Annotated in this window: 26 protein-coding genes and 1 pseudogene; 11 read left to right on the top strand and 16 right to left on the bottom strand. The window is 67.2% G+C overall.

Annotated elements, in window-relative coordinates:
- Positions 1-34 precede the first annotated feature (34 nt).
- Positions 35-814 (bottom strand): MerR family transcriptional regulator, encoded by a 780-nt coding sequence (locus ACZYZ4_RS12215; protein ID WP_463861191.1) that lies wholly within the window; start codon positions 812-814, stop codon positions 35-37.
- 137 nt (positions 815-951) lie between these two features.
- Between ACZYZ4_RS12215 and ACZYZ4_RS12210 the strand changes: the two genes are divergently transcribed.
- The 3 genes from ACZYZ4_RS12210 to ACZYZ4_RS12200 all read left to right on the top strand — a co-directional run bounded on the left by ACZYZ4_RS12210 (position 952) and on the right by ACZYZ4_RS12200 (position 2,715).
- The gene (locus tag ACZYZ4_RS12210; RefSeq protein WP_463861189.1) at positions 952-1,389 is read left to right on the top strand and encodes a DUF6023 family protein; all 438 of its coding nucleotides are present in this window, start codon (positions 952-954) and stop codon (positions 1,387-1,389) included.
- An 85-nt stretch (positions 1,390-1,474) separates the two neighbouring features.
- Entirely contained in the window at positions 1,475-2,041 is a 567-nt protein-coding gene (locus ACZYZ4_RS12205) for a hypothetical protein (RefSeq protein ID WP_463861187.1), read from the top strand.
- Positions 2,042-2,118: 77 nt separating this feature from the next.
- Positions 2,119-2,715 carry a hypothetical protein gene (locus ACZYZ4_RS12200; RefSeq protein ID WP_463861185.1) on the top strand — a complete coding sequence of 199 codons (597 nt, stop codon included), beginning with the start codon at positions 2,119-2,121 and terminating at the stop codon, positions 2,713-2,715.
- A gap of 37 nt (positions 2,716-2,752) precedes the next feature.
- On the opposite strand, the gene trhO is transcribed toward ACZYZ4_RS12200, so the two are convergent.
- Positions 2,753-3,646, bottom strand: a complete 894-nt coding sequence (trhO, locus tag ACZYZ4_RS12195; protein WP_463861183.1) for an oxygen-dependent tRNA uridine(34) hydroxylase TrhO — start codon at positions 3,644-3,646, stop codon at positions 2,753-2,755.
- Positions 3,647-3,697: 51 nt separating this feature from the next.
- Positions 3,698-3,922 (bottom strand): hypothetical protein, encoded by a 225-nt coding sequence (locus ACZYZ4_RS12190; protein WP_463861181.1) that lies wholly within the window; start codon positions 3,920-3,922, stop codon positions 3,698-3,700.
- 114 nt (positions 3,923-4,036) lie between these two features.
- Here ACZYZ4_RS12190 and ACZYZ4_RS12185 point away from each other — a divergent pair, with 114 nt between their 5' ends.
- Complete coding sequence (locus ACZYZ4_RS12185; protein WP_463861179.1) at positions 4,037-4,729, top strand: GNAT family N-acetyltransferase; 693 nt, start codon at positions 4,037-4,039, stop codon at positions 4,727-4,729.
- Between the two features lie 27 nt (positions 4,730-4,756).
- On the top strand, positions 4,757-7,186 hold the full coding sequence (locus ACZYZ4_RS12180) for a DEAD/DEAH box helicase (RefSeq protein WP_463861177.1): 2,430 nt from the start codon (positions 4,757-4,759) through the stop codon (positions 7,184-7,186).
- On the opposite strand, the gene ACZYZ4_RS12175 is transcribed toward ACZYZ4_RS12180, so the two are convergent.
- The 8 genes from ACZYZ4_RS12175 to ACZYZ4_RS12140 all read right to left on the bottom strand — a co-directional run bounded on the left by ACZYZ4_RS12175 (position 7,159) and on the right by ACZYZ4_RS12140 (position 12,888).
- Positions 7,159-7,518, bottom strand: coding sequence for an Rv3654c family TadE-like protein (locus tag ACZYZ4_RS12175; protein WP_463861175.1), 360 nt, complete (start codon positions 7,516-7,518; stop codon positions 7,159-7,161). The two genes, ACZYZ4_RS12180 and ACZYZ4_RS12175, sit on opposite strands and share 28 nt — an antisense overlap.
- Positions 7,515-8,105 carry a TadE family type IV pilus minor pilin gene (locus tag ACZYZ4_RS12170; protein WP_463861173.1) on the bottom strand — a complete coding sequence of 197 codons (591 nt, stop codon included), beginning with the start codon at positions 8,103-8,105 and terminating at the stop codon, positions 7,515-7,517. The genes ACZYZ4_RS12175 and ACZYZ4_RS12170 overlap by 4 nt, the downstream gene beginning before the upstream one ends.
- The gene (locus ACZYZ4_RS12165; protein ID WP_463861171.1) at positions 8,102-8,464 is read right to left on the bottom strand and encodes a DUF4244 domain-containing protein; all 363 of its coding nucleotides are present in this window, start codon (positions 8,462-8,464) and stop codon (positions 8,102-8,104) included. The genes ACZYZ4_RS12170 and ACZYZ4_RS12165 overlap by 4 nt, the downstream gene beginning before the upstream one ends.
- 139 nt (positions 8,465-8,603) lie before the next feature.
- Positions 8,604-9,212, bottom strand: coding sequence for a type II secretion system F family protein (locus ACZYZ4_RS12160; RefSeq protein WP_463861169.1), 609 nt, complete (start codon positions 9,210-9,212; stop codon positions 8,604-8,606).
- A complete protein-coding gene (locus tag ACZYZ4_RS12155; protein ID WP_463861167.1) occupies positions 9,209-10,090 on the bottom strand; it encodes a type II secretion system F family protein in 882 nt (293 codons plus the stop codon). Before ACZYZ4_RS12155 ends, ACZYZ4_RS12160 begins: the two co-directional genes overlap by 4 nt.
- Positions 10,087-11,340 (bottom strand): TadA family conjugal transfer-associated ATPase, encoded by a 1,254-nt coding sequence (locus tag ACZYZ4_RS12150; protein WP_463861165.1) that lies wholly within the window; start codon positions 11,338-11,340, stop codon positions 10,087-10,089. The genes ACZYZ4_RS12155 and ACZYZ4_RS12150 overlap by 4 nt, the downstream gene beginning before the upstream one ends.
- Positions 11,337-12,563 carry a septum site-determining protein Ssd gene (gene ssd, locus ACZYZ4_RS12145; RefSeq protein ID WP_463861163.1) on the bottom strand — a complete coding sequence of 409 codons (1,227 nt, stop codon included), beginning with the start codon at positions 12,561-12,563 and terminating at the stop codon, positions 11,337-11,339. The genes ACZYZ4_RS12150 and ssd overlap by 4 nt, the downstream gene beginning before the upstream one ends.
- 109 nt (positions 12,564-12,672) lie before the next feature.
- Entirely contained in the window at positions 12,673-12,888 is a 216-nt protein-coding gene (locus tag ACZYZ4_RS12140) for a death domain-containing protein (RefSeq protein WP_463861161.1), read from the bottom strand.
- 146 nt (positions 12,889-13,034) lie between these two features.
- On the opposite strand from ACZYZ4_RS12140, the gene ACZYZ4_RS12135 reads away from it, so the two are divergent.
- Both ACZYZ4_RS12135 and ACZYZ4_RS12130 read left to right on the top strand, forming a co-directional pair.
- Complete coding sequence (locus ACZYZ4_RS12135) at positions 13,035-14,747, top strand: bifunctional 3'-5' exonuclease/DNA polymerase (protein WP_463861159.1); 1,713 nt, start codon at positions 13,035-13,037, stop codon at positions 14,745-14,747.
- A 140-nt stretch (positions 14,748-14,887) separates the two neighbouring features.
- Positions 14,888-15,085, top strand: coding sequence for a YegP family protein (locus tag ACZYZ4_RS12130; protein ID WP_463861157.1), 198 nt, complete (start codon positions 14,888-14,890; stop codon positions 15,083-15,085).
- Between the two features lie 78 nt (positions 15,086-15,163).
- Here the strand turns inward: ACZYZ4_RS12130 and ACZYZ4_RS12125 are convergent, their stop codons facing one another.
- Genes ACZYZ4_RS12125 through ACZYZ4_RS12115 form a run of 3 tightly spaced genes read right to left on the bottom strand, consistent with a single transcriptional unit; the run spans position 15,164 to position 17,945 of the window.
- Positions 15,164-15,841, bottom strand: coding sequence for an NUDIX hydrolase (locus ACZYZ4_RS12125; protein ID WP_463861156.1), 678 nt, complete (start codon positions 15,839-15,841; stop codon positions 15,164-15,166).
- Positions 15,838-16,662 carry an endonuclease III gene (nth, locus tag ACZYZ4_RS12120; RefSeq protein ID WP_463861154.1) on the bottom strand — a complete coding sequence of 275 codons (825 nt, stop codon included), beginning with the start codon at positions 16,660-16,662 and terminating at the stop codon, positions 15,838-15,840. Before nth ends, ACZYZ4_RS12125 begins: the two co-directional genes overlap by 4 nt.
- Positions 16,663-16,670: 8 nt before the next feature.
- Positions 16,671-17,945, bottom strand: a complete 1,275-nt coding sequence (locus tag ACZYZ4_RS12115; protein ID WP_463861152.1) for a hypothetical protein — start codon at positions 17,943-17,945, stop codon at positions 16,671-16,673.
- Between the two features lie 407 nt (positions 17,946-18,352).
- On the opposite strand from ACZYZ4_RS12115, the gene acs reads away from it, so the two are divergent.
- On the top strand, positions 18,353-20,362 hold the full coding sequence (gene acs, locus ACZYZ4_RS12110) for an acetate--CoA ligase (RefSeq protein ID WP_463861151.1): 2,010 nt from the start codon (positions 18,353-18,355) through the stop codon (positions 20,360-20,362).
- Between the two features lie 101 nt (positions 20,363-20,463).
- Positions 20,464-21,249, top strand: a complete 786-nt coding sequence (locus ACZYZ4_RS12105) for a DeoR/GlpR family DNA-binding transcription regulator (RefSeq protein WP_463861148.1) — start codon at positions 20,464-20,466, stop codon at positions 21,247-21,249.
- On the opposite strand, the gene ACZYZ4_RS12100 is transcribed toward ACZYZ4_RS12105, so the two are convergent.
- Positions 21,173-21,400: a hypothetical protein gene (locus ACZYZ4_RS12100; RefSeq protein ID WP_463861147.1), complete on the bottom strand. Its 228-nt coding sequence runs from the start codon at positions 21,398-21,400 to the stop codon at positions 21,173-21,175. The two genes, ACZYZ4_RS12105 and ACZYZ4_RS12100, sit on opposite strands and share 77 nt — an antisense overlap.
- 70 nt (positions 21,401-21,470) lie before the next feature.
- Here ACZYZ4_RS12100 and ACZYZ4_RS12095 point away from each other — a divergent pair.
- Both ACZYZ4_RS12095 and aroQ read left to right on the top strand, forming a co-directional pair.
- Positions 21,471-21,692: pseudogene (locus tag ACZYZ4_RS12095) on the top strand (alpha-galactosidase); the annotation flags it as partial.
- A gap of 210 nt (positions 21,693-21,902) precedes the next feature.
- Entirely contained in the window at positions 21,903-22,382 is a 480-nt protein-coding gene (aroQ, locus tag ACZYZ4_RS12090) for a type II 3-dehydroquinate dehydratase (RefSeq protein WP_463861145.1), read from the top strand.
- A gap of 28 nt (positions 22,383-22,410) precedes the next feature.
- On the opposite strand, the gene ACZYZ4_RS12085 is transcribed toward aroQ, so the two are convergent.
- Entirely contained in the window at positions 22,411-23,595 is a 1,185-nt protein-coding gene (locus ACZYZ4_RS12085) for a MarP family serine protease (protein ID WP_463861143.1), read from the bottom strand.
- Positions 23,596-23,666 lie beyond the last annotated feature (71 nt).

Here is a 23,666-nt window from a genome sequence, read left to right as displayed (position 1 = left end):
AAGTCTATTGGCGGGCCGACCTCCAACTGACGGGCTACAGGTTCTCCGCCGCGTAGATCTTCAGGGCATCCCGGACGAAGCCGGCACCCTCCACGCCGCCGTAGTTCTTGGCGAAACGGGGGTCCGCAACGTACATTTCACCGAGCCCGGTGACGTATGCCCTAACTTCGATCTTGCCTGCATCACCCATGCCGCGGGCGTCCGACGCCGGGGTGCCCGGGATGCCGGTCAGCCATTCGACGTGCCGCCTGGCGATGTCCTGGGCCTCCGCGCTGTCCGGTGCGATACCCGCCGTGGCGGCGGCGATCCAGTCCTCGCCCAGCCGCTGTGAGCGCTGCTTCCACGCCGCCTTCTCGTCGGTGCTCACGCCGCGCCACCACGAATCCCCCTTCGCGTAGGCGTCGTTGCCCCAGCGTTCCTCCACTTCGTCCTTGTACTGCGTGTGGTCGAAACCGTTGAACATGTCTCCTGCCATGATTTCGCCACCTCCTTTCACTGCTTCGATGGTTTGTGTGACCGACGCGATCTGCCGCGCCAGCCTGTCCTGTTCCTTTTTGAGCCATTCGAGATGCCCGGTGAGCGCCTTGGCGGCGTCCGTTTCGTCGTCGAGCACCTGGCTGATCACCGGCAGGCCCAGGCCCAGCCCGCGCAGGAGCAGGATGCGCTGGAGCTGCACCAGCGCCGCCTGGTTGTAGTAGCGGTAACCGGTGTGGCCGGTGCGGCTGGGCGTGAGCAGGCCGATCTCGTCATAGTGCCGCAGCGTCCTGCTGGTGGTTCCTGTGATCCGGGCTATGCCCTGGATGGACCAGTCCATGTGTTCCTCCCTTTTTATGTTCGCGGGATGGTCCGGGCGTTCTGGTCCGGCTGATGGTTCAACGATAAATGTTGACGTAGCGTCAAGGTCAAGGGCCCGAATCACGGCGCGCAGATGGGGCCGGGTAAGTTGGAAGCATGGTTCCATTTCCTTCCTCCATGCCGCGCGCCCTCTCCGCCGCGGCCGCAGCAGCTGTCCTCCTGGGCGTCTCCGGCTGCGCGCAGCAGCTTTCGGTGGAGAACGCCGATGTGCCGGCCTGGAAAGCCACGGCGATGCCGTCGGCCAGCGGCATTGTCGCCGAGGATGCCGGCAAGATCCTCAACGCCCAGCCCGTTGAGCGTACGGAGAACGTGCCGGGAGGCAAGTACACGCTGACACTTGTCTGCGAAGGCGGCGGCAAGGCCTTCCTCGCAGTGCGGTCCGGCGGCAAGGAACTCGCCGACCTCGGGGCGGCCTGCTACGGCGCGCGGGAGTCCGTCAAAATCACACTGCCGGAATCCGGACGGCTGGAGTTCAGCGCCTCCAGCGTTGACGCGCCGCTGATCTACGCCTACCAGCTGGTAACCGCGGGTTAGTTGCGGCTACCAGCCGGTAGGCTCAGGGAATGGCATTTCTTGGGGAAGTTCCGTTGCTCGCCGATCCATGCCGCTGAGAGCTTCCGTGCGGACGCTTTCCGGGCGCGGCACTGCGGCGGCCGCCTGCATGCTGGTGGCAGTTTGCGGGCTGAGTGCGTGCGAGTACGCGGATGCCGAACCCCTGCCGGGCGAGATCTCCACAGCGCTGCAGTCGGTTCCTGGCGATGGACCAGCCGGCCCCAGCGCGCAGGAGCAGGTCCGCCAGCTTGAACTGATCGCCGAGGTGGAAGCGCAGCTCGGACCGGAAACGGACCGCCGGGTGGCGTCGATGCTGGGCGGCATCGGAAACACCGGCTCGAGCCTGATGGGATTGGTGCCGGACCACGGCTCCTATCTCATCCGGGCAGCCTGCAGCCCCGGCCCCGCGGCGAAGCTCACCGTTTCGCAGGGCAGCGTCCAGCTCCTTGACCTTGAGGTACCCTGCGGCGATCCCTTCGAATCCACCCTGCAGCTGACTGCCGGACGGGTGACGGCTACGCTGTCGCCCACCAGCCGCGGAGAATTCTCGGTCGCCGCCCTTCGCATCGAGACGGCTCCCGCCGAACCGCCGGCCAGTCCAACCCCCGCTGCCCCGGCAAGCAGCAGCCCCTAACCCCGTCCCCTAGCCAGTCTCCCCCTCACTTCCTCGAGGCTCTGGATTGGGGTCCGTGCCGGGCATAGAGTCGGAGTATGCCCGCAACGCAGGGGGCGCCGCCGCCCCGCAGGGCGGTACTTCGTCCGGGCGCTTGCCCGTCCCGGTCAGTCTCCGTGCGCACCCGGGTGAGGGCCGCCGTCGTAGTCTGGACGGCGGGCGCCCTGGTGGCCGGATCTGCGCTCGCCGGATGTGAATACACATACGACGAAGGGTGGCGGCCCGCCGAGAACGCCTCGGGCGCGCCGGCAGTGACCGAGCCTGGGCCACGCGCTGAACTGTGGCGGAACGATCCCGTCCGCGAGGCCGAAATGGAGGCCTGGTTGACAGAGTCCCTAGTGGGGCCCGGCTTGCAGGTGGTGCACAGGACCTTCGGCCTGTTGCGTGCGGAGGAAATCCGTACGGACGCCACGGCGCCCCTCCCCGCCGGAACCTACGTCCTGGTGCTGGTGTGCCGGAGCCAACGGCGCGTCGATTTCAAAGTCCGCAATGACGAATTCACCATGGTGGACCTCAGCCTGCGCTGCGGATCCCGGCGCGAAAGCGTGATCTACCTGTCCAAGGAAACAGTGTTGCGATTCCAGGTTGAAGCGCAGTCGCCCGCCAATTTCGCCCACCGGCTGGCCCGGCTCTGAACTTTTCTGCCTGCCGGCTCTAAACCGGCAGCACCTTTCAGGCCACGCAGCCTTCGGGACAGCGCAGCGTCTCCGGGCTGGCGGCACACTCGGCGCAGTACAGCGTCAGCGTGCGGCAACTCGGATTGGAGCAGTTCTCGAACTTGCTGGTGGGCGCGGCACAGCGGACGCACTCACCGATCGTTTTGGCATCCTCACTGAATTCCAGGTGCATGCGCTTGTCGAACACGTAGAGCGAGCCTTCCCAAAGGCCCTGGTCCTTGAACGTTTCGCCATAGCGGACGATGCCGCCGTCGAGCTGGTACACCTGCTTGAAACCGCGATTCACCATCAGGCTGGAGAGCACCTCGCAGCGGATGCCGCCGGTGCAGTACGTGACCACCGGTTTGTCTTTGAGTGCGTCGTACTTGCCGGAGTCGAGCTCCTTGATGAAATCGTGGGTAGTGGCCACGTCGGGGACGATAGCGTCCTTGAACTTGCCGATCTGGGCTTCGAAGGCGTTGCGGCCGTCGAAGAACACCACGTCCTCGCCGGCCTGCTTCGTGGACGCCACCAGTTCGTGCAGTTCTTCGGGCTTGAGGTGAGTGCCGCCGCCCACCACGCCGCGCTCATCCACCTTGAGTTCGCCGGGCGCGCCGAAGGAGACGATCTCGTCCCGGACCTTGACGCTCAGCCGCGGGAAGTCCTCCGCGCCGCCGTCGGACCACTTCACGTCGATGCCGTGGAAGCCCTTGTATTCGCGCGTGGTCTTGACGTATTGCTTGACCGCGCCGATCTCGCCGCCCACCGTGGCGTTGATGCCGTCCTTGGAAATGAGGATGCGTCCGGTCAGCCCGAGTTTTTCGCACAGGGCACGCTGCCAGAGGCGCACCGCGTCGGGATCCGCGATGGGTGTAAAGCCGTAAAAGAGCACAATTCGGTTCAAAGCCACGTATTTAAGGGTACTGGGTTGCCGGGCACCGGGCCCGCCGGCAGCCCAGGTCTAACGTTGCCCCGCCGCGATGGCGGCGTCGCGCCTGTTCAGGGCGGTTTCAGCGGCCCTGTATCCCAGGACGACTACGGCGAAGGGCACCACGGTGGCCGTAACGGCGGCCGCGAAAGTACCGGCGCCATTGTTGAGGCCGAGGGCCGCTGCGCCGTCACCGACGATCAGGGCGCCGGCCACCAGCGGGACGAGCCCGCAAGCAAGCCAGACCCAGTAACCCACACCCGCTGCCGTCTCCCAATGCCGTCAGTCTTGTCTGGTCACGATTGCATAAGCAAGTCACATCGGCGCACCCTACCCCTGTTGCTTGTGTCGGGGCTGGAATACCCTCATGACATGAGTCCGGACGCCTTGGTTGAAGACATCACACGCCTTCTTGAAGTCTGGGTAGCTGGCTGGGCCGGCTGCCGGGGCTACCAGACATCAGTTGAGGGCCGCTTCCCCGCTGCACTGCGGGCCGATACCACCGGGGAGTGGGAATACTTCGCCCATGACCCCTCCGATGACGAGTTCGCTGCCCTGGCTGCGAAGACCGCCGAGGCTCCGGCCAGGGTCCTGACCATCCTCACCAATGACGTTGCCCGCTTCACGGCGCTGGCCCAAAAACACGGACTGAACGTCACGTCCGCATCGCAGGCCATGATGATTGTGGACATGGCCACCCAGGACACGGAGGATCCGTGGCTCTCCGACGATGACCTTAACCTGGTCACGTCCGAACTCGACGGCGTCCACCACGCGGTGGTCCGCTCGGGTGACACGGTGGCGGCCAGCGGCAGGGTTTTTGTGGTGGGCGAGACAGCGGTGTTCGACAAGATTGTCGTCCAACCCGCGTTCCAGCGCCGCGGTCTGGGCAGCTTCATCATGAAGGCCCTCGCGGCGCAGGCGATCGGACCGGATGTGGAGAACGGCCTGCTGCTGGCCTCCATCGACGGCCAGAAGCTGTATTCCCATCTGGGCTGGTCCACTGTTTGCCGCGTGCTTTTGTTGTCCACATCCGATGAGGGTGCCGACCTTTCCGTGGGGTAATTTTTCCACGGGTGAAAGAATGTTGGGGTGAACCCCCATGACTCCCTGATTCCTTTGCTGGGCCGAGGCCCGGACCCGGAACAGCTGCGTCATGTCCGCACCATCCCTGCCCGGCGGGCGGTCCACGAACCGTGGCCAGCGTGGGCACACCCGGATCTCGTGGCAGCATATGGATCCCTCGGCATCCACGAGCCCTACCGGCACCAGATCCAGGCCGCCAACCTGGCCCACGGTGGCGAGCACGTGGTCATCGCCACCGGCACCGCCTCCGGCAAGTCCCTGGCCTACCAACTGCCTGCGCTTGACGCCATCCACCGCTCCGAGCTGCGCGTCCTGTCTGAACCGGGAAAGATTCACGACGACGGCGCCGTGACGCTTTATCTCTCCCCCACGAAGGCGCTCGCTGCCGACCAGCTCGCCGCCATCCGTTCCTTGAAACTGCCCACCGTGCGGGCCGAGACGTACGACGGCGATACCGACCCCGCGTCCCGCCGGTGGATCCGCGACCACGCCAATTTCATCCTCGCCAATCCCGACATGCTCCACTTCGGCATCCTTCCCAATCACGCCTCGTGGGCCAGCTTTTTCCGGCGGCTGCGGTACGTGATTGTCGATGAGGCCCACAGCTACCGTGGGGTGTTCGGCTCGCACGTGGCCAACCTGATGCGCCGGCTGCGCCGCATCTGCGCGTACTACGGTGCCGGGACCACCCACCCCGGTCCGGTGTTCATCGCCGCCTCGGCCACGGCTTCCGAGCCAGACACATCGTTCGGACGCCTGATCGGAGCGCCGGTCCGGGCCGTTGCCGAGGACTGCTCGCCGCACGGTTCCACCACCGTTGCTTTCTGGGAACCGGCACTCACCGAGCTCAAAGGCGAAAACGGGGCCAAGGAACGCCGCACAGCCGTTGCTGAAACGGCCGACCTGCTGGCGAACCTGGTTTCGTCCCGGATCCGGACCATCGCCTTCATCAAGTCCCGCCGCGGTGCGGAGACTATCGCTTCGATCACCAAGCGCCTTCTGGACGAAGTGGATCCCAGCCTTCCACAACGTGTGGCCGCCTACCGTTCCGGATACCTTCCGGAAGAACGCAGGGCCCTGGAAAAGGCCCTCCGCTCCGGCGAACTGCTGGGTGTCTCCAGCACGTCCGCCCTTGAACTGGGGATCGACATTTCCGGGCTGGATGCCGTCCTGGTTGCGGGCTGGCCAGGCACCAGGGCGTCGTTGTTCCAGCAGATCGGCCGGGCAGGGCGCGCGGGCCAGGATGCCATCGCCGCGTTTGTGGCCAGCGATGATCCGCTCGACACCTACCTGGTGAACCATCCCGAGGCGATTTTCGACGTGTCGGTGGAGGCCACCGTCTTTGATCCCTCCAATCCGTACGTGCTGGGGCCGCATCTCTGTGCCGCCGCCGCGGAGCTTCCGCTGGGCGTGGCTGAGCTGGGCTTGTTCGGCGGCACGGCAGAGAAGCTGTTGGGCCAACTCGTGGCGCAGGGCTATCTCCGCCGCCGGCCGGCGGGCTGGTTCTGGACCCACTCCCAGAGCGCTGCAGCCATGGTGAACCTTCGTTCCGACGGAGGCGGACCGGTGAGCATCGTCGACGCCGACACCGGCTCCCTTCTCGGGACCATGGACTCGCCCCAGACGCACTACCAGGCGCACACAGGGGCCATCTACGTACACCAGGGCGACAGCTATGTGGTGGAGGACCTGAACGAAGACGACCACTGTGTGGTGGTGCGACGCGCCAACCCCGACTACTACACAACGGCCCGGGACGTGACCCAGATCGAAGTGCTCGAAACACTCCGGACTGAGCTCTGGGGCGATATTGCCGTGCACTTCGGCGATGTGAAAGTGACAACGCAGGTGGTTTCCTTTCAGCGCAAGGCCTTAATATCGAATGAAATCCTGGGTGAGGAGCCGCTGGAGCTGGGCGCCCGGGATCTGTTCACGAAGGCCGTCTGGTTTGTGGTGGAGAACCGTTCGCTGACGGGCGCCGGGCTCATCGAGGCGCAGTTCCCGGGCGCCCTGCACGCCGCCGAGCACGCAGCGATCGGATTGCTGCCGCTGGTGGCCTCCAGTGACCGTTGGGACATCGGAGGGGTGTCCACCGCCGTCCACGCCGACACCGGCGTGCCCACCATCTTTGTGTATGACGGACACCCTGGCGGTGCGGGCTTTGCCGAGCGCGGCTTCGACAAGGCAAAGGTGTGGCTCTCCGCGACGCGCGACGCCATCAAGGCGTGTGAGTGCGAGTCGGGCTGCCCGTCCTGCGTCCAGTCCCCCAAGTGCGGGAACAAGAACAATCCACTGGACAAGGCTGCCGCCGTCACGCTCATCGACGTCCTCCTCAAAGACGCGCGTGAAATGCCTCCCCGCGGTGCGGAGTTCCTGGCCAGCACGGAGCCGTTCAGCACCACGGCCGCTCAGGGCGGCGGTCCGGCCCGCGCCTGAGCGGTGGCGGCGCCAACCAGTGTCCGTGCATTCAGCTCCGTTCGGACCATGACGGTCTGGCCGGCCCCTTCCGTGCAGCTCACGAGCGCTGCGGCATGGCGGGCCGCCACCTCGGCGGCCACCGTGCACGGGTCTCCGGACGTGATCCCGCGCAGGGCGTCGGCCGCGGCAAGGGCAGCGAGGTCCGCCGCTGCCGCTGCCCTGCTGGCCATCACCGCGGACTGCGCGAACAACAGCATCAGTGCCATCGCCATGATGACAACCAATGCCAGTCCCGCAGCCAGGACTGTTCCCGAACCGCGCTCCGGGTTGTCCCCGAATTGCCTGTTCACGCCGACGCCTCCGTCGGGACCCGGACGTGTGCCGCCCCTTCATCCGCAGAATGTCCCAGCCTGAATGAGTCATCGTGTATCGTGGCCGGCATTGGCGGTTCGAATGGCAGAGGATCGCCAATGGCAGCCGGCGTTTCGCTCCGCGTGGTGGCCTTGGCTGTCAGCGTCCAGGGCACTGTTGCCCCCAGCGGTCCGCCCACACCGTCAGCCACCGTGACGCTGAGCCACTCGCCCTCGGCCGCAACGGACGCCGTTGCCGACGTCCCCGCCAAGGTCCTGACGATCCCCTGCACTGCCGCCGGATCCTCGCCGCGGGCCAGCGCCCTGGCGCCGGCCCGCGCCGCCTCCTCGAGCCTTAGCTGGGTTACGCCCGCGGAGGCTCCGGCCAAAAGCAGTGCGAGGAGCAAAAGTACCGCCGGCAGCGCTACCGCGAACTCCGCCGTCACGGCGCCGTAGGCATTCCCCGGCCCACGGCGCCAGTGACGGACCCCGGCCACCGGTCCCAGCACCGCGCGGCTGTCCCCGACCTGGTCCCAGCCTTTGCAACGGTCATTGGCCCGTCGCAGCGCTGCCGGCGCCAGAATCATGGCAAGGCCAGCGCCGTGCGGATGAGGTTCAACAGGAATCCGCGTACTTCGTCACTGCGGAGAATGAAGACGAGAAGTCCTGCGAAGCCCACAGCGGCCAGGGTGGCAATTGCATATTCTGCCGTTGCCATTCCGGCCTCTGAACCTGAGAGCCTGCGGCGGCGCTTCTTCCGCTCGCTGGCACCGGGGTATAGCTCCACAACGTTGGTCCCGCGCTCCGCAGCCCGCTGGGGTTGCCCTGCCCTGCCAGCCGGTCCTGAGTTAGCGACTGCTCCCGAGCCCCCTGGCGCGGTGCCCATAGCTCCGGCGCTGACCTCCGGTGCAGGGGCGGCGGAAAGGCTGTTTTGGATGATGGTCATGGTGACGTTTCCCTTCTGTGCTCCGGCCGAGTTGCCGGCAGATTCGACTCTTCCCGGCTCCGCAGGTCTCGGTAAGGGCCAACATCCTGTAAGTGGATAAGCGCGGCTTTGAGCGGATTGTGGAGGAATGGACGGGGAATCAGGACCCGGACGGCACCAGTGCCAGCAGGACCGGGATTACGCCCAGGCAGATGAAGGCCGGGAGCGAGCACAGGCCCAGCGGAATGACCAGCTTCACGCCGAGGGAGGCCGCCCGTTTCTCCGCAGCGCGGAATCTTTCCCGGCGGAGGCTGGCGGCCTGCGCGTAAAGGATGGCCGACGACGGCGCTCCGGTCAGGGCGGCGAATCCCAGTGCGTCACGCAGTTCCAGGATTTCGGGAAGCCGGACTTCGGAACTGCGCCAGGCTGTTTCCCAGTCGGCTCCGATGGCGAGCGCAGACACCACCGGACCCAGCGCCTTGCCGTAGTCCGTGGAGGCCGAGGCCGCGACGAGCTCCAGGGACCGGCCAATGCCTGACCCTGCGTCCAGCATCGCGGCCACGAGCTCAAGCATCATGGCCGTGTCACGCAATCCGTGAAGACGGCCGTCTTCAGTGAGTGCTTTATGGTCCCCACGCGATCCGGCGCCCTCCTCCCCTCGCAGTCTGAGGAGTCGCTTTCGGACCCGGCTTGGCTGCGAAAGGGCAAGCCAAGCGGCAGCAGCCAGAACAACTGCCAAGGCAAGCCCCGGCGCAAGAATGTCCGTCATGGCACACCGGCCCCGGCGGCAGCACGGACCAGGCGGGCGGACCAGATCCTCCCTGCGATGGTGAGGCCCACTCCCGCTGCGAGCGCCGCCATTCCCAGCGGGGTCCCGATCAGGATCGCCAGGGGATCCACGCCCAACGCTATTCCCAGGCCCAGTCCCATCAGTGGGAGCCACGTCAAGAGACTGACTGTTGCCTTGGGTCCGGCGAGGGCTGTCTGCCGTGCGGCCTCGGCATCGTCTTCCACTTCCAGTTGTGCCGCAAACCGCGCCAGGACATCAGCCAGCGGACAGCCGCTGGCTTCGGCAATGTCAAAGCAGGCGGCCAGCTCACACCAGATCCGTAACTCCCTGCTGTCGGCGCGCGGAATCTCCGCTTGTGCGGCCTTCCTGATCGCCTCAGACACCGGTGCGCCGCGGAACGCTGCTGCCCGAACGGCGCCAAGCATCACCAGGGAACCTGCGCTGAGGCTCGGACCGCTGCGCCCGGCCGCTGGCCCACGGGATGGTTCCGCCCTTCCTGTGTGGTCCTGCGGCGCGCGTGAGCCTGCGTCCGTCTGTGCGGAACCTGGCTCCGGACGGCCGCCGTGGACCAGCCACAGTTCGTCCCACAGCCGTGCGGGAGTGCGGCCGCCCTTCAGCAGCGCAGCAAGCTGCTGCACCACAAGGGTCAGGGACAGGTCACTCCGTTCCGGTCCGGCACGATGCACGTTGCGCCATGAGCCGGTCCTTCTGGCGCCACCGGACCCGGGGCGAACGCGACGGGCGAGGCCTGGTCCCGCACTCCCCACGGCGCGCCGGAAGCGGCCTGCTGCGCCGCCGGGCGGTCTGAAGAGCAGCACGACCGCCAGCCCGAGGACCACGGCCAGAAGAAGTGTCATGCGGCGGCACCCGCCTCGGGGGACAGTCCCAGCCGCGAGCTCAGCGCCTCCCAGGCAGGACCGGTGCCGAGCTGGCCTCGCCTGGTCTCCAACGCCGGAACCACGGTAAGCCCGCCGGGACCGTCCTGCACCACGCCTACGCAGGCAACATGCCGCCCGTGGCTGGACCGCTCCACGTGGACCACAACGTCCAAGGCGCTGGCTGCCTGCAGCCGTACCGCGTCCTGGCCCATGCCGGCCAGTGCGCCCAAGGCTGTCAGACGGGCCGGGACAGCGGTGGCAGCGTTTGCATGGATGGTCCCTCCCCCGCCGGTGTGGCCTGTGTTCATGGCGGTCAGGAGCTCCCGCACCTCGGCACCGCGGCACTCCCCCACCACCAGCCGGTCCGGCCGCATCCGCAGCGCCTGCCGGACGAGTTCGCCCAGGTCTACTTCGCCGCCGCCTTCGAGGTTTCCGTGACGGGACTCGAGCGACAGAATGTGCGGATGGACGGGGTTCAATTCGGATGCGTCCTCGATCAGGACCAGCCGTTCTGCCGGGGAACACAGCCCGAGCAGGGTGGAGAGCAGAGTGGTCTTTCCGGAACCTGTGGCTCCGCTGATCAGGAAACTCAGCCGCTGATCGACAACGCGTTCAAGAACGTCGTGGACCACGTCTCCGAACATGCCGCCGGCACGGAGTTCGTCCATGGAGAAGACCTGCTCCCGCCGGATCCGGACGCTCAGCAGAGTGCCGGCTGTCGAAATCGGCGGCAGGACGGCGTGGACGCGGTAGCCGCCGTCGAGCCTGACATCAACGCACGGGGACCCGTCGTCCAGCCGCCTGCCGCCGGCGGCCACAAGCCGCGATGCCAAGGCCCGCACCTGTGCCTCCCCGGAAAACGAAACCCCTGTCGGTTCGATGCCCTGACCCCGGTCGATCCACACCGAGTCCGGGGCGTTGACGAAGATGTCGGTGATGTGGACGTCCCGCGTTAGTTCCTGGAGCGGGCCGAGCCCGTTCAGCTCGGCGCTAATCCGTTCCACGGCGGCGAGAGAGCCGGCAGTCCCCAGCAGCCGTCCGGTGGCCTGGACCGCGGCGGCGACCCGGGACGGGGTGACAGGTCCGGCGTCGGACATGACCGATTCACGCACCGTTTCCAACAGCGCCGAATCCAAGAAGCGCGGATCCAATACCCGGGCCTGCCGCCGGCGTGCCCCCGTCCGCTGGTCCGGGGGCGACGGCGGCGGGACTGGCTGCCGCCCGCTCACGGCAGGTCTCCGACGGGGATGTCGCCGTCCAGCAGATCGAGCACCGAGGCGGCGAAATGCCTGACGCTCCGCCGTTTGCCCACGTCAAGGAGCCGTCCGTTCTCCCCGGCAGCCGTAACGCCGCGCAGCTCCGGAACCCGGCCCTGTACGGGCAGCCCGACGGCATCCGCAATCAGTCCGCCGTCCAGCGCGGCACCGGCCTTGCCGCGGACCAATATGGCCGCCTCAACCGGCGGAAGCTCGTGAAGCAGCCGGGCCGTGGCCACCGCGGCCTTGAGCTGCGCCGGCACAAGTACCAGGATGCGGTCGCAGTCCCAAGCAAACATGCGCACGGGCTCGGCGCCCCGACCGATGTCCACCACCACCAGTTCATAACCCCGCCGGGCCGCATCCAGCACGCCACCGGTGGTGGCGGCATCCACCGGTGCCTGACGGTCGCGGCTGCCGGGCCAGGACAGGAAGGAAAACCCGCCGGCGACCGGGAGCGAGTCGGCCAGCTGCTCGGGATCGATGCTTCCGCTCGCGTCGGACAGGTCGGGCCAGCGCAGCCCCGGCGTCTCCTCGGCCGCCAGCGCCAGTTCCAGGCCACCACCCCATGGGTCCCCATCAACCAGCAATACGCGCACACCCAGCCCGGCCGCCGCCTGGGCGATCCAGATTGCCGCGGTGGTGGCGCCGGCACCGCCGCAGCCGCCTGTTATGCCGAGTACCAGCCCTCCCGCTTCGGGCGACCGCGACCGGCTCAGGTACTCCGCCAGCCAGGCCGAGGCATCCGGAAGCACCGCCACCCGCTCCGCTCCGAGGGCTGTGGCCAGGTGCCAGAGACTGTCCCCCTCCCCGTTCAGGCCCACCAACACGGCAGGGGACCGTCGCCGCGGCGGTAGCTCACGGACATCGCTCCCCACCAACACTGCGGCCGCGGCGTCCCAGTACTTGGCGGCATCAGCCACGTCCGCCACCACTCGCAGCTGGCCGCCAGCGGCAGCCACGATCCGTTCCACTTCGCCCTGCAGAAAGTCGTAGCCGGTGACCAGGAGAACCTCGGCACCAGCGGGGTCGGGCAGCCAGGCTCCCGCAGCCCGTCCCGAGGCAGGCGCACGGTACGTGGAACCTCGGGACCGGGAACCACCCGAGTCAGATCCGTGGGGAGGGGCGGGCCGGGCGCGGGACAGCTGGGTGGAAGGCCGCTCGGAAGGGGGTGGAGATAGCTGGTGCCTGCTCATGCAGCAACTCTCCACCGTACTCAAGGGCGAGAAACAGGGGCATGCCACCGTATGTGGACAACTCCCCCGAACGAGCGGCCCGAACGACGTGGCCGAAAAACCGGACCGGTTACTGCTTCCCGTATTTGCGGTGGACGGCCTGCTTGCTGACCCCAAGGCAGAGGGCTATTGCTTCCCAAGACAGACCGGACTGCCTCGCCTTGCGGACCAGGGCCGCTTCGGTTCGGCCAACTTCCTTCTGCAGGGCCGCCACTGCGTACAGCGCTTCAGCGGGGCCTTTCCCGTCCATTGATGCGACCAGCATTTTCATCCGCTCTACCTCCATTCGTCAACTTTAGTTGACGCGTAATGGTCCGTCAACATATGTTGACGGAGCCTAACACCCTGGCGCTTTCGTAACAGCCCACGCCACGGCGCACGCCCCACCCGCCCGGTCCACTCGCGCCCCCGCCACAGGGCAGAATTGGACCTATGTATCTGCTGCTCGCCGCCCACGCCCACGGCGCAGCCCTCCAGCAGGTCACCCAGGCCGGCGATCCGCACCCCGACCGCCCCGAACCGCGCCTCATCAGCGCAAGCGAGCTGGCCGGCGTCGTACGCCACCTGGAAAACCGGCCCCGCGAGGCGCCGCCCCGCTGGATCTGGCACCGGACCCAGGACTGGTACCCCGCGCTGCTGGCGGCGGGCGTGGAAGTGGACCGCTGCTATGACCTCAGCCTGTGCGGCAATATCCTGGCGTACTCGCAGTTCACCGCCCACACGGAGTACGCCCGGAACGCCGAAAAGGAATCGTTGGACGATTCTCAGGAGCCGCCCCGCACCCTCCAGCCGCCGCCCCCGCCGGCGGACCAAGGCGCGCTCTTTGACGACGCCCGCCACCGGACACCGCGTCACACCCTGGCGGAGCTCCGCGCAGAGTATGCCGCGCAGCAGGCAGCCCTGGCCTCGGCAGCTCCGGAGGAAAACAAGCGGAAGCGGCTCCAGCTGCTGCTGGCCGCCGAATCCGCCGGCGCCATGATCGCCGCGGAGATGCAGCACACCGGCGTCCCCTGGCGGGAGGACCTGCATGAGCAGATTCTGGCCGACCACCTCGGGCCGCGCCCGCCGTCCGGTCACCGCCCCGCGAAGCTGGAGGCCCTGAACACCGAACTGCGGGGACTGCTCGACTCGCCCGGGCTGAACCCGGACTCGCCGCAGGAGCTGATGCGCGCCCTTCACCGCAACGGCATAGAGGTGAAAAGCACACGGCAGTGGGAGCTGATGGAGTCCAGCCATCCTGCCATTGAACCGCTCCTCGCCTACAAGAAACTGTCCCGCCTGCACACCGCCAACGGCTGGGCCTGGCTTGACGCATGGGTGGCCAACGGCCGTTTCCAGCCCGAGTATGTGGTGGGCGGCGTGGTGTCCGGCCGCTGGGCGTCGCGGGGCGGCGGGGCCCTGCAGATCCCGCGCCAGATCCGCGGCGCGGTCCATGCCGATCCCGGCCACAAGCTCATCGTCGCGGACGCCTCCCAGCTGGAACCCCGTGTGCTGGTGGCGCTGGCGCAGGACTCCAAAATGGCTGAAGCGGCGCGCGACAAGGACCTGTACGCCGGCATCGCAGCCCAGGGTTTCGGCGGCGACCGCGCCAAGGCGAAGATCGCCCTCCTGGGCGCCATCTACGGCGCCACCACGGGCGAATCCGGGCGCCTGATGCCGCAGTTGGCACGGACCTACCCGCGCGCCGTCGGCTTTGTGGAGCAGGCGGCGCGAGACGGCGAGGCCGGCGGCACCGTGACCACCCGGCTTGGCCGGAGCAGCCCGCCGCCGTCGGAAGGGTGGTTCCGGAGCCAGCAGTCGGCCACCGCCGAGGAGCAGCGCCGAGCAGAATCAATTGCCCGTTCCCGCGGCCGCTTCACCCGCAACTTTGTGGTGCAGGGATCCGCCGCTGACTGGGCGGCGTGCTGGCTGGCGGAATTACGACGGCGGCTGCGGGCCTTGCGTGCCGACGGTTCCGTTCAGGCGGAGCTGGTGTTCTTCCTGCATGACGAGGTGATGGTCCACGCCCCCGAGGCCGGCGTCCAGGCCTGCATCCGGGCCATCGAGGAAGCTGCCGCCGCCGCGAAGGAACTTCTGTTCGGTCCCATCCCGGTGGAATTCCCCGTCAGCGTGGCCGTGGTGGATTCCTACGACAACGCAAAGTAGCAGAGGCCCCCGGGTAGCCAGAAGAAACCTACCCGGGAGTAGCTAGTCGAACCTCTGTGACCATGGTTACATCAGAGCAGCGACTGAAGCAGACGGTCCAGCTATTTATGCAAAGACGCATAGCAGGGGAGGTCCGGTATATGGCGGGCAGGTTTGAAATACATCGGGTAGGTGACGAGTGCTATCGGCTCAGGCTCACCGACTCAAACGGGAATACTGTGGCGGTTTCGCCCGACTTTAAGCACCTCGGCGCATTGAAGGACGGCATCAATGCCCTGCGTGAAAACGCGGCCACCGGCATTGTGGTTGATCTTCGGCAGCAGCCGCTCGCCAGCTAAGCCGGCACACACACACGGTGCACGCCCGGCGGGCTCTGGCCCGCCGGGCGTGCACCGACACTACGGACCACACCGAGGCTAGAAGACAACCTCGTGCAGCCGGGTCCGGTCCCACGGCACGGCCCAACTCAGCTGCTCAAAAAGCCCATCCAGGATGATCCCGGTGAAGCCCCAGACCAGCACACCGCTGACCGCGAAGGCGGGGCTGCTGAAGGTCCTGCCGTCGCGGCTGACCGTGGCGGTTACCCGGTTGGCCGGGTCCAGCAGGTCCCGGACCGGGATCCGAAAAACCTGGGCGGATTCGGCGTAGTCCACCACGCGCACCGGCGACGGCGACGCCCACCACCCGAGCACCGGCGTCACCAGGAAGTTGCTGCGGGCCAGCCCAAGCTCCTGCAGCGCGCCCAGGACCTCCACACCGGCGGAGTCCAGCCCGGTCTCCTCTTCGGCTTCGCGCAGGGCCGCGGCAACCGGGGTCTCGTCCCCGTCGATGGAGCCACCGGGAAAGGCGACCTGGCCGGGGTGGGAACCCAGGGTGTGCGCGCGCTCCAGCAGCAGGACGTCAAGATCCGATGCGGCGAGGGGTTTGCCGGAGGCGGCCGGAACGTCGTCCAGCACACCAAAAAGCATCAGGACTGCGGCCTTCCGGGCGATGGTTTCGTCCACGGTCAGGGCTGCCCAAGCAGTGTTCGGCGCCGTGACGTCGCCGTCGTCCGATCTGCGCACCAGGTCGATCAGGTCCTGGCGTGCGCTCACGGGAGCCGCCTCTGCGATTCCATCCGGATTTCAGCGGCGCGGTGGGTCTCGGCGAGCAACCGTTCCAAGAGAATCTCGCTCCCGGGCGCCAACTCGTACTTTAGGAGCTTGGCGGCTTTGACGGGATCGGTCTCGCCCGACCCGTAGCTGGGGCACCAGTTCGCTACCGGACACGCGCCGCAGGCGGGCTTCCGTGAGTGGCACACCCGCCGCCCGTGGAACACCACCCGGTGCGAGAGCATGGTCCAGTCCTTGGGCTCAAACAGTTCAGCGACGTCGAATTCGATCTGCACCGGATCCTCGGACGTGGTCCAGCCGAGGCGCCGTGCGAGCCGGCCGAAGTGCGTATCCACGGTGATTCCGGGGACGCCGAAGGCATTGCCCAACACCACGTTGGCGGTTTTACGCCCTACTCCCGGCAGCGTGACTAGGTCCTCCAGCCGGCCGGGGACCACGCCGTCGTACTCGTCCACCAGGCGCGTGCTCAGCGCCATCACGTTCTTCGTTTTGGCCCGGAAAAAGCCGGTGGGCTGCAGGATCGCTTCCAGCTCGGCGGGATCGGCCTCTGACATGGCGCGGGCGTCCGGGTAGCGCGCGAACAGGATCTTGGTGACCTGGTTGACCAGCACGTCGGTGGTCTGGGCCGACAGGACCGTGGCCACGACCAGTTCGAACGGGTTCCGGAAATCCAGCTCCGCATGGGCGTACGGGTACTTCTCCGCCAGGGCCTTGTTGATCCGTCGCGCCCGGCGCTTCAACGCCAGCAAAGACTCCGGGGCTGGTGCGTCCGGGCCGGATCCGGGTCTACGGGCCGGGGCCACGGGGCCGGCTAGCCGCGCTCGATGTTGCTGAGGTCGCGCAGCACGCCCACGCGTCCGTCGGTGTGCTGGACCAGGAATTCGTGGCCGCGGTCTTCCAGGGCCAGCACCCAGCCGCCCGGTTCAATCACAAAGGCTGGGGCGCCGGTCTGGGGGTCCACCGCGGTCCGGTGCTGGGCCACGGCAAACCAAAACGCCTCATGCGCCGGCTCTTCGTACGATTCTTCCGGCCTGGATGCCGGATCCACAGTGGCGCCGATGGGCTCCACGCTGCGCACCTGCTGATGCACGGCCGTGGCCGCAGGTTCCTGGGCAGACTGGCGCGCCGCGGCAGGGACGCCGGAGCCGGCGTCGTGTTTTGCTTCCTCAGGACCAGCGGCGGCAGACGCTACCGCAGCGGCCGGTGCAGCGGCAGGTGCAGCCGAGGCCGACGTAGGGGTGTCACCCATCGTGGCCCCCGCAACGACGGGCGCCCCGGAGGCGCTCGTCGTTGAAGGGGAAGGCACGACGTCGGCCGTCTGGGTTGCGGGGCTCGGGTCACCGGCAGCGGACCACTCGCTGACCTCGGGGGCGGAGGAGACGGCAGCCGAAGCGGCGGGGGTGGCGGCACGCGCAGAGGTTGCCGCGGCGGCAGAAGTGGCTGCAGGCGCGGAAGCCGCCGGGACAGGCGCGGCCGCAGGCTTGGGTTCCTTCGGCGTGTGCGCCTTGGGCAGCGGAACAGCCGAGTCGCGCGCCATCACGTGTGCCGGGGTTTCGCCGCGCCCCAGGAAGTCGCCGGCGAAGTACGGGATGAACCGGCTCAGCACGGTCCCCGCGAACAGCACGACGGAACCGACCAGGCCCACCAACAGGCTGGGCACATAGGCCGCGGCCGCGGAAACGAAGAAGAACGCCAGGGCAAAGGAAGCCACCACAGAAGCGAACTGGTCAACGGACAGCGAGCCGATGCGGACCTTCGTCGCGGGAGCTAGCCGGCGGGCAGCAAAGAGTGCCGCGACAATCAGCGGCAACACAATGCCGAGGCCCAGGAAGAACAGGCTGCCTGCATTCCAGAGATTAAACCGGCCGAAGAAGATGGGCAGCAGCGAGGCCACCAGCAGAATGAGGGTGGCGGCGAAAACCGTCAGGTCCCGCAGTGTGAACGGACCCAGCACGGCCTGATTGGTGGTGCCTGGCTTGGCGCCGGCCGGCTTCCGCACGCCCTTCGCCGAGCCCTCCCCTGGGGTGGTGCCAGGCCCTGCCTCGGTTGCACGGCCAAATTTCTGGCCGAAGCCTTGCTGGTTCATTCTGTACTCCTTAGCGTGGCGGCACCGGGACGGTTCCGTCCCGAAACTGTGCCGTCCGAAACGGCGGCAGCGGCCAGGCCCGGCAGTGATACACCGGATCCGACAGCTCCGTAGAAAGTCACAATTCAATCTCAGCCTAGCCAACCGGATGGCCGATCACTAGCTGATCCGCAGCGGCGGGACGCCAGTGAGCAGGGTCCTTTAACCATTCACCGCTAAATAAATGCCGTTCGCGGGCGCCTTTGTGACAGCGACCACATCGCAGCCCCGGCACGTATTAGGCTTGATTCCGGAACAGCTCTTTGCGGAATGTCCGTGATCGGCGGCTGCCCAATGCCGCGCAGACCGGCGGAGGACTGCCGGGCGACGGCAGCCGCTGAAAAGACCGATGAATGATGAGGTTCACCATGTCTCAGGACACTCCCAGCTCCACGGCCACCGCCCCCGCAGCTTCGGTGCAAAGCGATCAGCAGGGCGACGCCTTTGAAAACCTGCTGCACGAAAACCGCACTTTCGCCCCCAGCCCCGAATTCGCTGCCGACGCCGTTGTCACCGCCGCCGATTATGCAGAGGCCGACGCCGGCCGCCCGGCTTTCTGGGCGAAGCAGGCCCGCGAACTGCTCACCTGGAGCAAAGACTTCGACCAGGCACTGGACTGGTCCAACCCGCCGTTCGCCAAATGGTTCGTGGGCGGCGAAGTCAACGCCGCGTACAACGCCCTGGACCGGCACGTGGAGAACGGCCTCGGGGACCGGGTGGCCATCTACTTCGAGGGCGAACCAGGCGACACCCGCACCTACACGTACGCCCAGCTCACCGAAGAGGTGAAGAAGGCCGCGAACGCCTTCGAGTCCCTCGGCGTTACCAAGGGTGACCGGGTGGCCGTCTACCTGCCCATGATCCCCGAGGCCGTCATCACGCTGCTGGCCTGCGCCCGCATCGGCGCCGTGCACTCCGTGGTGTTCGGTGGGTTCTCGGCCGACGCCCTGCGCTCCCGGATCGAGGATGCCGAAGCCAAGCTCGTGGTCACCGCGGACGGCACCTACCGCCGCGGGAAGCCCAGCGCGCTGAAAACGGCCGTGGACGACGCCCTGGCCGCAGAGGGGCACACGGTCCAGAACGTTGTGGTGGTCAAGCGCAACGGCCAGAACGTGGACTGGCACGAGGGCCGGGACCAGTGGTGGGCGGACACCGTGGAGCTGGCCTCCGTCGAGCACAAGGCCGTAGGCCATGACTCCGAGCACCCGCTGTTCATCCTGTACACCTCCGGTACCACGGGCAAGCCCAAGGGCATCCTGCACACCACCGGCGGCTACCTCACCCAAGGCGCCTACACCCACAAGGCCGTCTTCGACCTGCACCCCGAAACGGATGTCTACTGGTGCACGGCCGACGTCGGCTGGGTCACCGGCCACACCTACGTCGCCTACGCGCCGCTCATCAACGGCGCCACCCAGGTCATGTACGAAGGCACCCCGGACTCCCCGCACCAGGGCCGCTGGTGGGAAATCATCGAAAAATACAAGGTCTCCATCCTCTACACCGCCCCCACGGCCATCCGGACGTTCATGAAGTGGGGCCGGGACATCCCGGACAAGTACGATCTGACCTCCCTCCGGGTCCTCGGCTCCGTGGGCGAATCCATCAACCCGGAAGCCTGGATGTGGTACCGGGACGTCATCGGCTCCAACAAAGCACCCATCGTTGACACCTGGTGGCAGACCGAAACCGGCGCCCAGATGATCGCCCCGCTGCCCGGCGTCACCGCCACCAAGCCCGGCTCGGCCCAGGTCCCGCTGCCCGGCATCGCGGTGGACGTCGTCGATGAGCAGGGCCAATCCGTACCGGATGGCCACGGCGGCTTCCTGGTGATCCGCGAGCCCTGGCCCGCCATGCTCCGCGGCATCTGGGGCGACCCCGAGCGGTTCAAGGAGACCTACTGGTCCCGCTTCGAAGGCATGTACTTCGCCGGCGACGGCGCCAAGAAGGACGAGGACGGCGACGTGTGGCTCCTTGGCCGCGTGGATGACGTTATGAACGTCTCCGGACACCGGCTCTCCACCACCGAGATCGAGTCCGCCCTGGTATCCCACCCCTCCGTGGCTGAAGCCGCCGTTGTGGGCGCCGCGGACGAGACGACCGGCCAGGCCATCGTCGCGTTCGTGATCCTGCGCGGCGACGCCGTGGACTCGGGCGACGCCACCATCGCCGAACTCCGCAACCACGTGGGCAAGGAGATCGGGCCCATCGCCAAGCCCAAAACCATCCTCGTGGTCCCGGAACTGCCCAAAACCCGCTCGGGCAAGATCGTCCGCCGCCTGCTCAAGGACATCGCCGAAGGCCGCGAATCCGGAGACGCCACCACCCTGGCCGACACCACCGTCATGGCCCAGATCGCGGCGTCACTCCGTAAATAAAGCGGAAAGGCGGGGCAGCCATCCGGAAGGCCCCCACCCGTCAGCGACGGCACCCCTAGACTGGGAGCAGCCCTGTCGCCTGACTGAAGGATCCTGCCTCGATGCTCCCCGCTGCACGTCACCAGGCCATTGTGGATGCTGTCCAGCGCGAGCGCGTTGTGCGGGTTTCGGACCTTGCCCAGCAGTTGGGCGTATCGCTGATGACGGTGCGCAGGGACATCGAACTGCTGGAGGACGGCGGCCGGCTGGAGCGCATCCATGGCGGTGCCAAAGTCCCGGGCGATGTGAGCACCCACGAACCGGGCTTCGAGCTCAAGTCCACCCAGCTGACCGGGGAGAAACGGGCCATCGCGCTGGAGGCCGCCGGCCTGGTGCATGAAGGCATGGCCGTCGGGCTCAGCGCCGGGACCACCACCTGGGCCCTTGCCAAGGAGCTTGTCAACGGTCCGCGGATCACGGTGGTCACCAATTCCGTGCGCATCGCGGACCTGTTCCACCACGCCGCGTCCGGCGGCTCGGCCCGCTTCGCGTCAACCGTGATCCTGATCGGCGGCGAGCGGACGCCGTCGGACGCTTTGGTGGGACCCATCGCGACGGCTGCGTTGAAGCAGCTGCACCTGGACGTGCTCTTCCTGGGTGTGCACGGCATGGACGCCGACGCCGGCTTCACAACACCCAACCTGTTGGAGGCCGAGACGGACCGGGCGTTCGTCGCCGCCGCCCGCAAAACCGTGGTCCTGGCCGATCACACCAAGTGGGGACTGCTGGGCATCAGCACCATCGCCCCGTTGGACGCGGCCGATGAGGTTATCAGCGACGCCGGGCTGGGCCCCGAAGCGCAGCGCATCCTCGGCGAGCGCGTGGGCAAGATCCGGATCGCGGGCTAGCGAACCAACAGCCCTTGGTGCAAGGGCAGCCGCAGGACTGGCGGACATGGAGCTTCGTGGAGAACATCCGCTGCTGCGGCGCGGCCTTGCGCCGCGCCCCCAGGATGCCTTCGACGGCGGCCTCGGCCATTTCCCGGACCGGCTGTTCCACGGTGGTCAGCGCAGGCCAGGTGTACTCCGCTTCGGCTGAGCCGTCGAAATGTCAGCGCAATGTCTGCCGGCAGCGCTGGACCGGGCTGGTGGTCCCGCCGGAGCTCGTGGGCGGTCACGTCGGCCCCACCACCTCGCACTCCACGGCCCGCACGCACGATCTGTCCTTCCGCGCCATCACGGCATTGTTCGGCCACTTCGGCATGGAGTGGGACGTCCGCGGGGTCCAGGGCGCAGAGCGCGAGGAGCTCAAACGCTTCATCGCCTTCTACAAGGAGCACCGCGGCCTGATCCAACGGGCGTTTCCTGGCCGAAGTGGGCCTGCCCATGCCCATCCTCAACCCGGAACACGCCCTGGTCCTGAGGTTCACGGTGCTCTAGGGTCCCTTACGACGGATCCTGCACCATCATTCACCTGCCGCAGTCCACGGCCCCGGAAATCCGGCCAAGTGGAATCGCCCGGGTCGAATGATGGTGCAGAATCCGACAGGTAGATTGGAGCCATGACTGACGTTTCCTCCCCTGACTCCGCATCTGCGTCCGCTGCCGGGCGCGGCACCATCCTCGTGATCAACGGCCCCAACCTCAATCTGCTGGGCACCCGCGAACCGGAGAAGTACGGCACCTCCACCCTCGCGGACGTGGAGCAGCTGGCAACCACCGTGGCGCAGGCCCACGGTTTCACGGTGGAATGCGTCCAGTCGAACCATGAGGGTGTGCTTCTGGACGTCATCCACGCAGCCCGCGGCACCGCAGTCGGGATTGTGCTGAACGCCGGCGCCTTCACCCACACCTCTGTGGCCCTGCGCGACGCCCTGGCAGCGGTGCAGCTGCCCGCCGTCGAGGTCCACATCACCAACGTGCACCAGCGTGAGGAATTCCGGCACCACTCGTTCCTGTCCCCGGTCTGCGCCGCGGTGATCGTGGGAGCGGGCGTGTTCGGCTACAAGCTCGCCATCGACTACCTAGCCGAAACGCTGTAGCCCGCCCCGAGTGACTCCGGCCGCCCGGCTACTTCTGGATGCACTGCCCGGAGGAGACGGGAGCGCTGAGGCTTGCGGCCTGAGACGCGACCGGGAACAGGTCATCCATGGTGATGGCGAACCCCATTTCGGTGTCCGAGGTTGCCTTGGCAAAAATGACGCCGGCCACCAGGCCCTCCATGGTCAGCAGCGGGCCGCCCGAGTTCCCGGGCTGGACGTCGCCGGCCAGGCGGTAGATCTCTTCCGGGGACGGGTTTTCGCCATAGATATCGGGGACCAGAACCGAAGTGATGTCCTGGACTGTGGCGGGGTTGGACTTGAATGGGCCACCGTGTGGATACCCCGCGAAGGCGGCCGGGCTGCCGTTCGGCAGGTCGGACGTCAGCGTGAGCGGTTCGGAAAGAAGCCCGTCCACGGCCAGGATGGCGAGGTCGTGCCTGGTGTCGAAGTACACCACGCGCCCGGGCAGCGCGCCGCCGTCGGGAATTTCAACCACCGGCTGCGACACGCCCGCCACAACATGGGCATTGGTCACAACTCGGCCCTGGGAAACCACAAAGCCGGTGCCGGTCTGGTTCTGGCCGCATTGGTAGGCGGTTCCGGCTATTTTCAGGACTGACTGCGCGGCCCGGTTCAGCGCCGGCGTATCGGTGCTGGCATTGGGCACCGCCACTGGCTGCCCCTGGTCCAGGCCTTCAAGCAACGTGGGGATTCCGTTGCCGATCACCGTGGACCGCAGCTGCGCCATGGTGGTCTTCAACGGGACAGGCGTCAGCCCATCGATGTACCGGATGACTTTGGACTCGGCCAGTTGCTGGGACACAAACGGAACGCCCAGGGCGCTGACGCTGAAGGCGAGCATGGACATCACCAGCGCCGAAACCACCACATTGACGGCCCCGCCCACCAGCCGATCCACGGCACGCAGCGGTTTGATCAGCACGGCGCCGCGGATTTTCCGCCCGATCATGGTCCCGATGCCATGGCCAAGGGCCATCAGTACGACGGCGGCGGCCACGATGGCGGTCAGCCTCCAGCCTGAGTCATCCACGAAGTCGCTGACTATTGGAACGGCAAAGAATGCAGCCACGGCGCCCGCGGCGAAGCCGGCGATCCCGCCGAGGGTTACCAGGAAGCCGTTGCGCAGGCCATAGATCAGGTAAGACAGCAGGGCAAGAATCAGGGCCAGGTCCAGAACAGTCAAACCAAACACTGACGCTCCTCTAGTACGGTTGAGACCCAATTCTAGTGGCGCAGGCTGACATTGTTCTGTGGGCGCCAGTC

The sequence above is a fragment of the Pseudarthrobacter adonitolis genome, assembly GCF_055412845.1.
The sequence above is the reverse complement of the archived record's forward strand: the minus strand, read 5'-3'. Positions and strand labels throughout refer to the sequence as shown.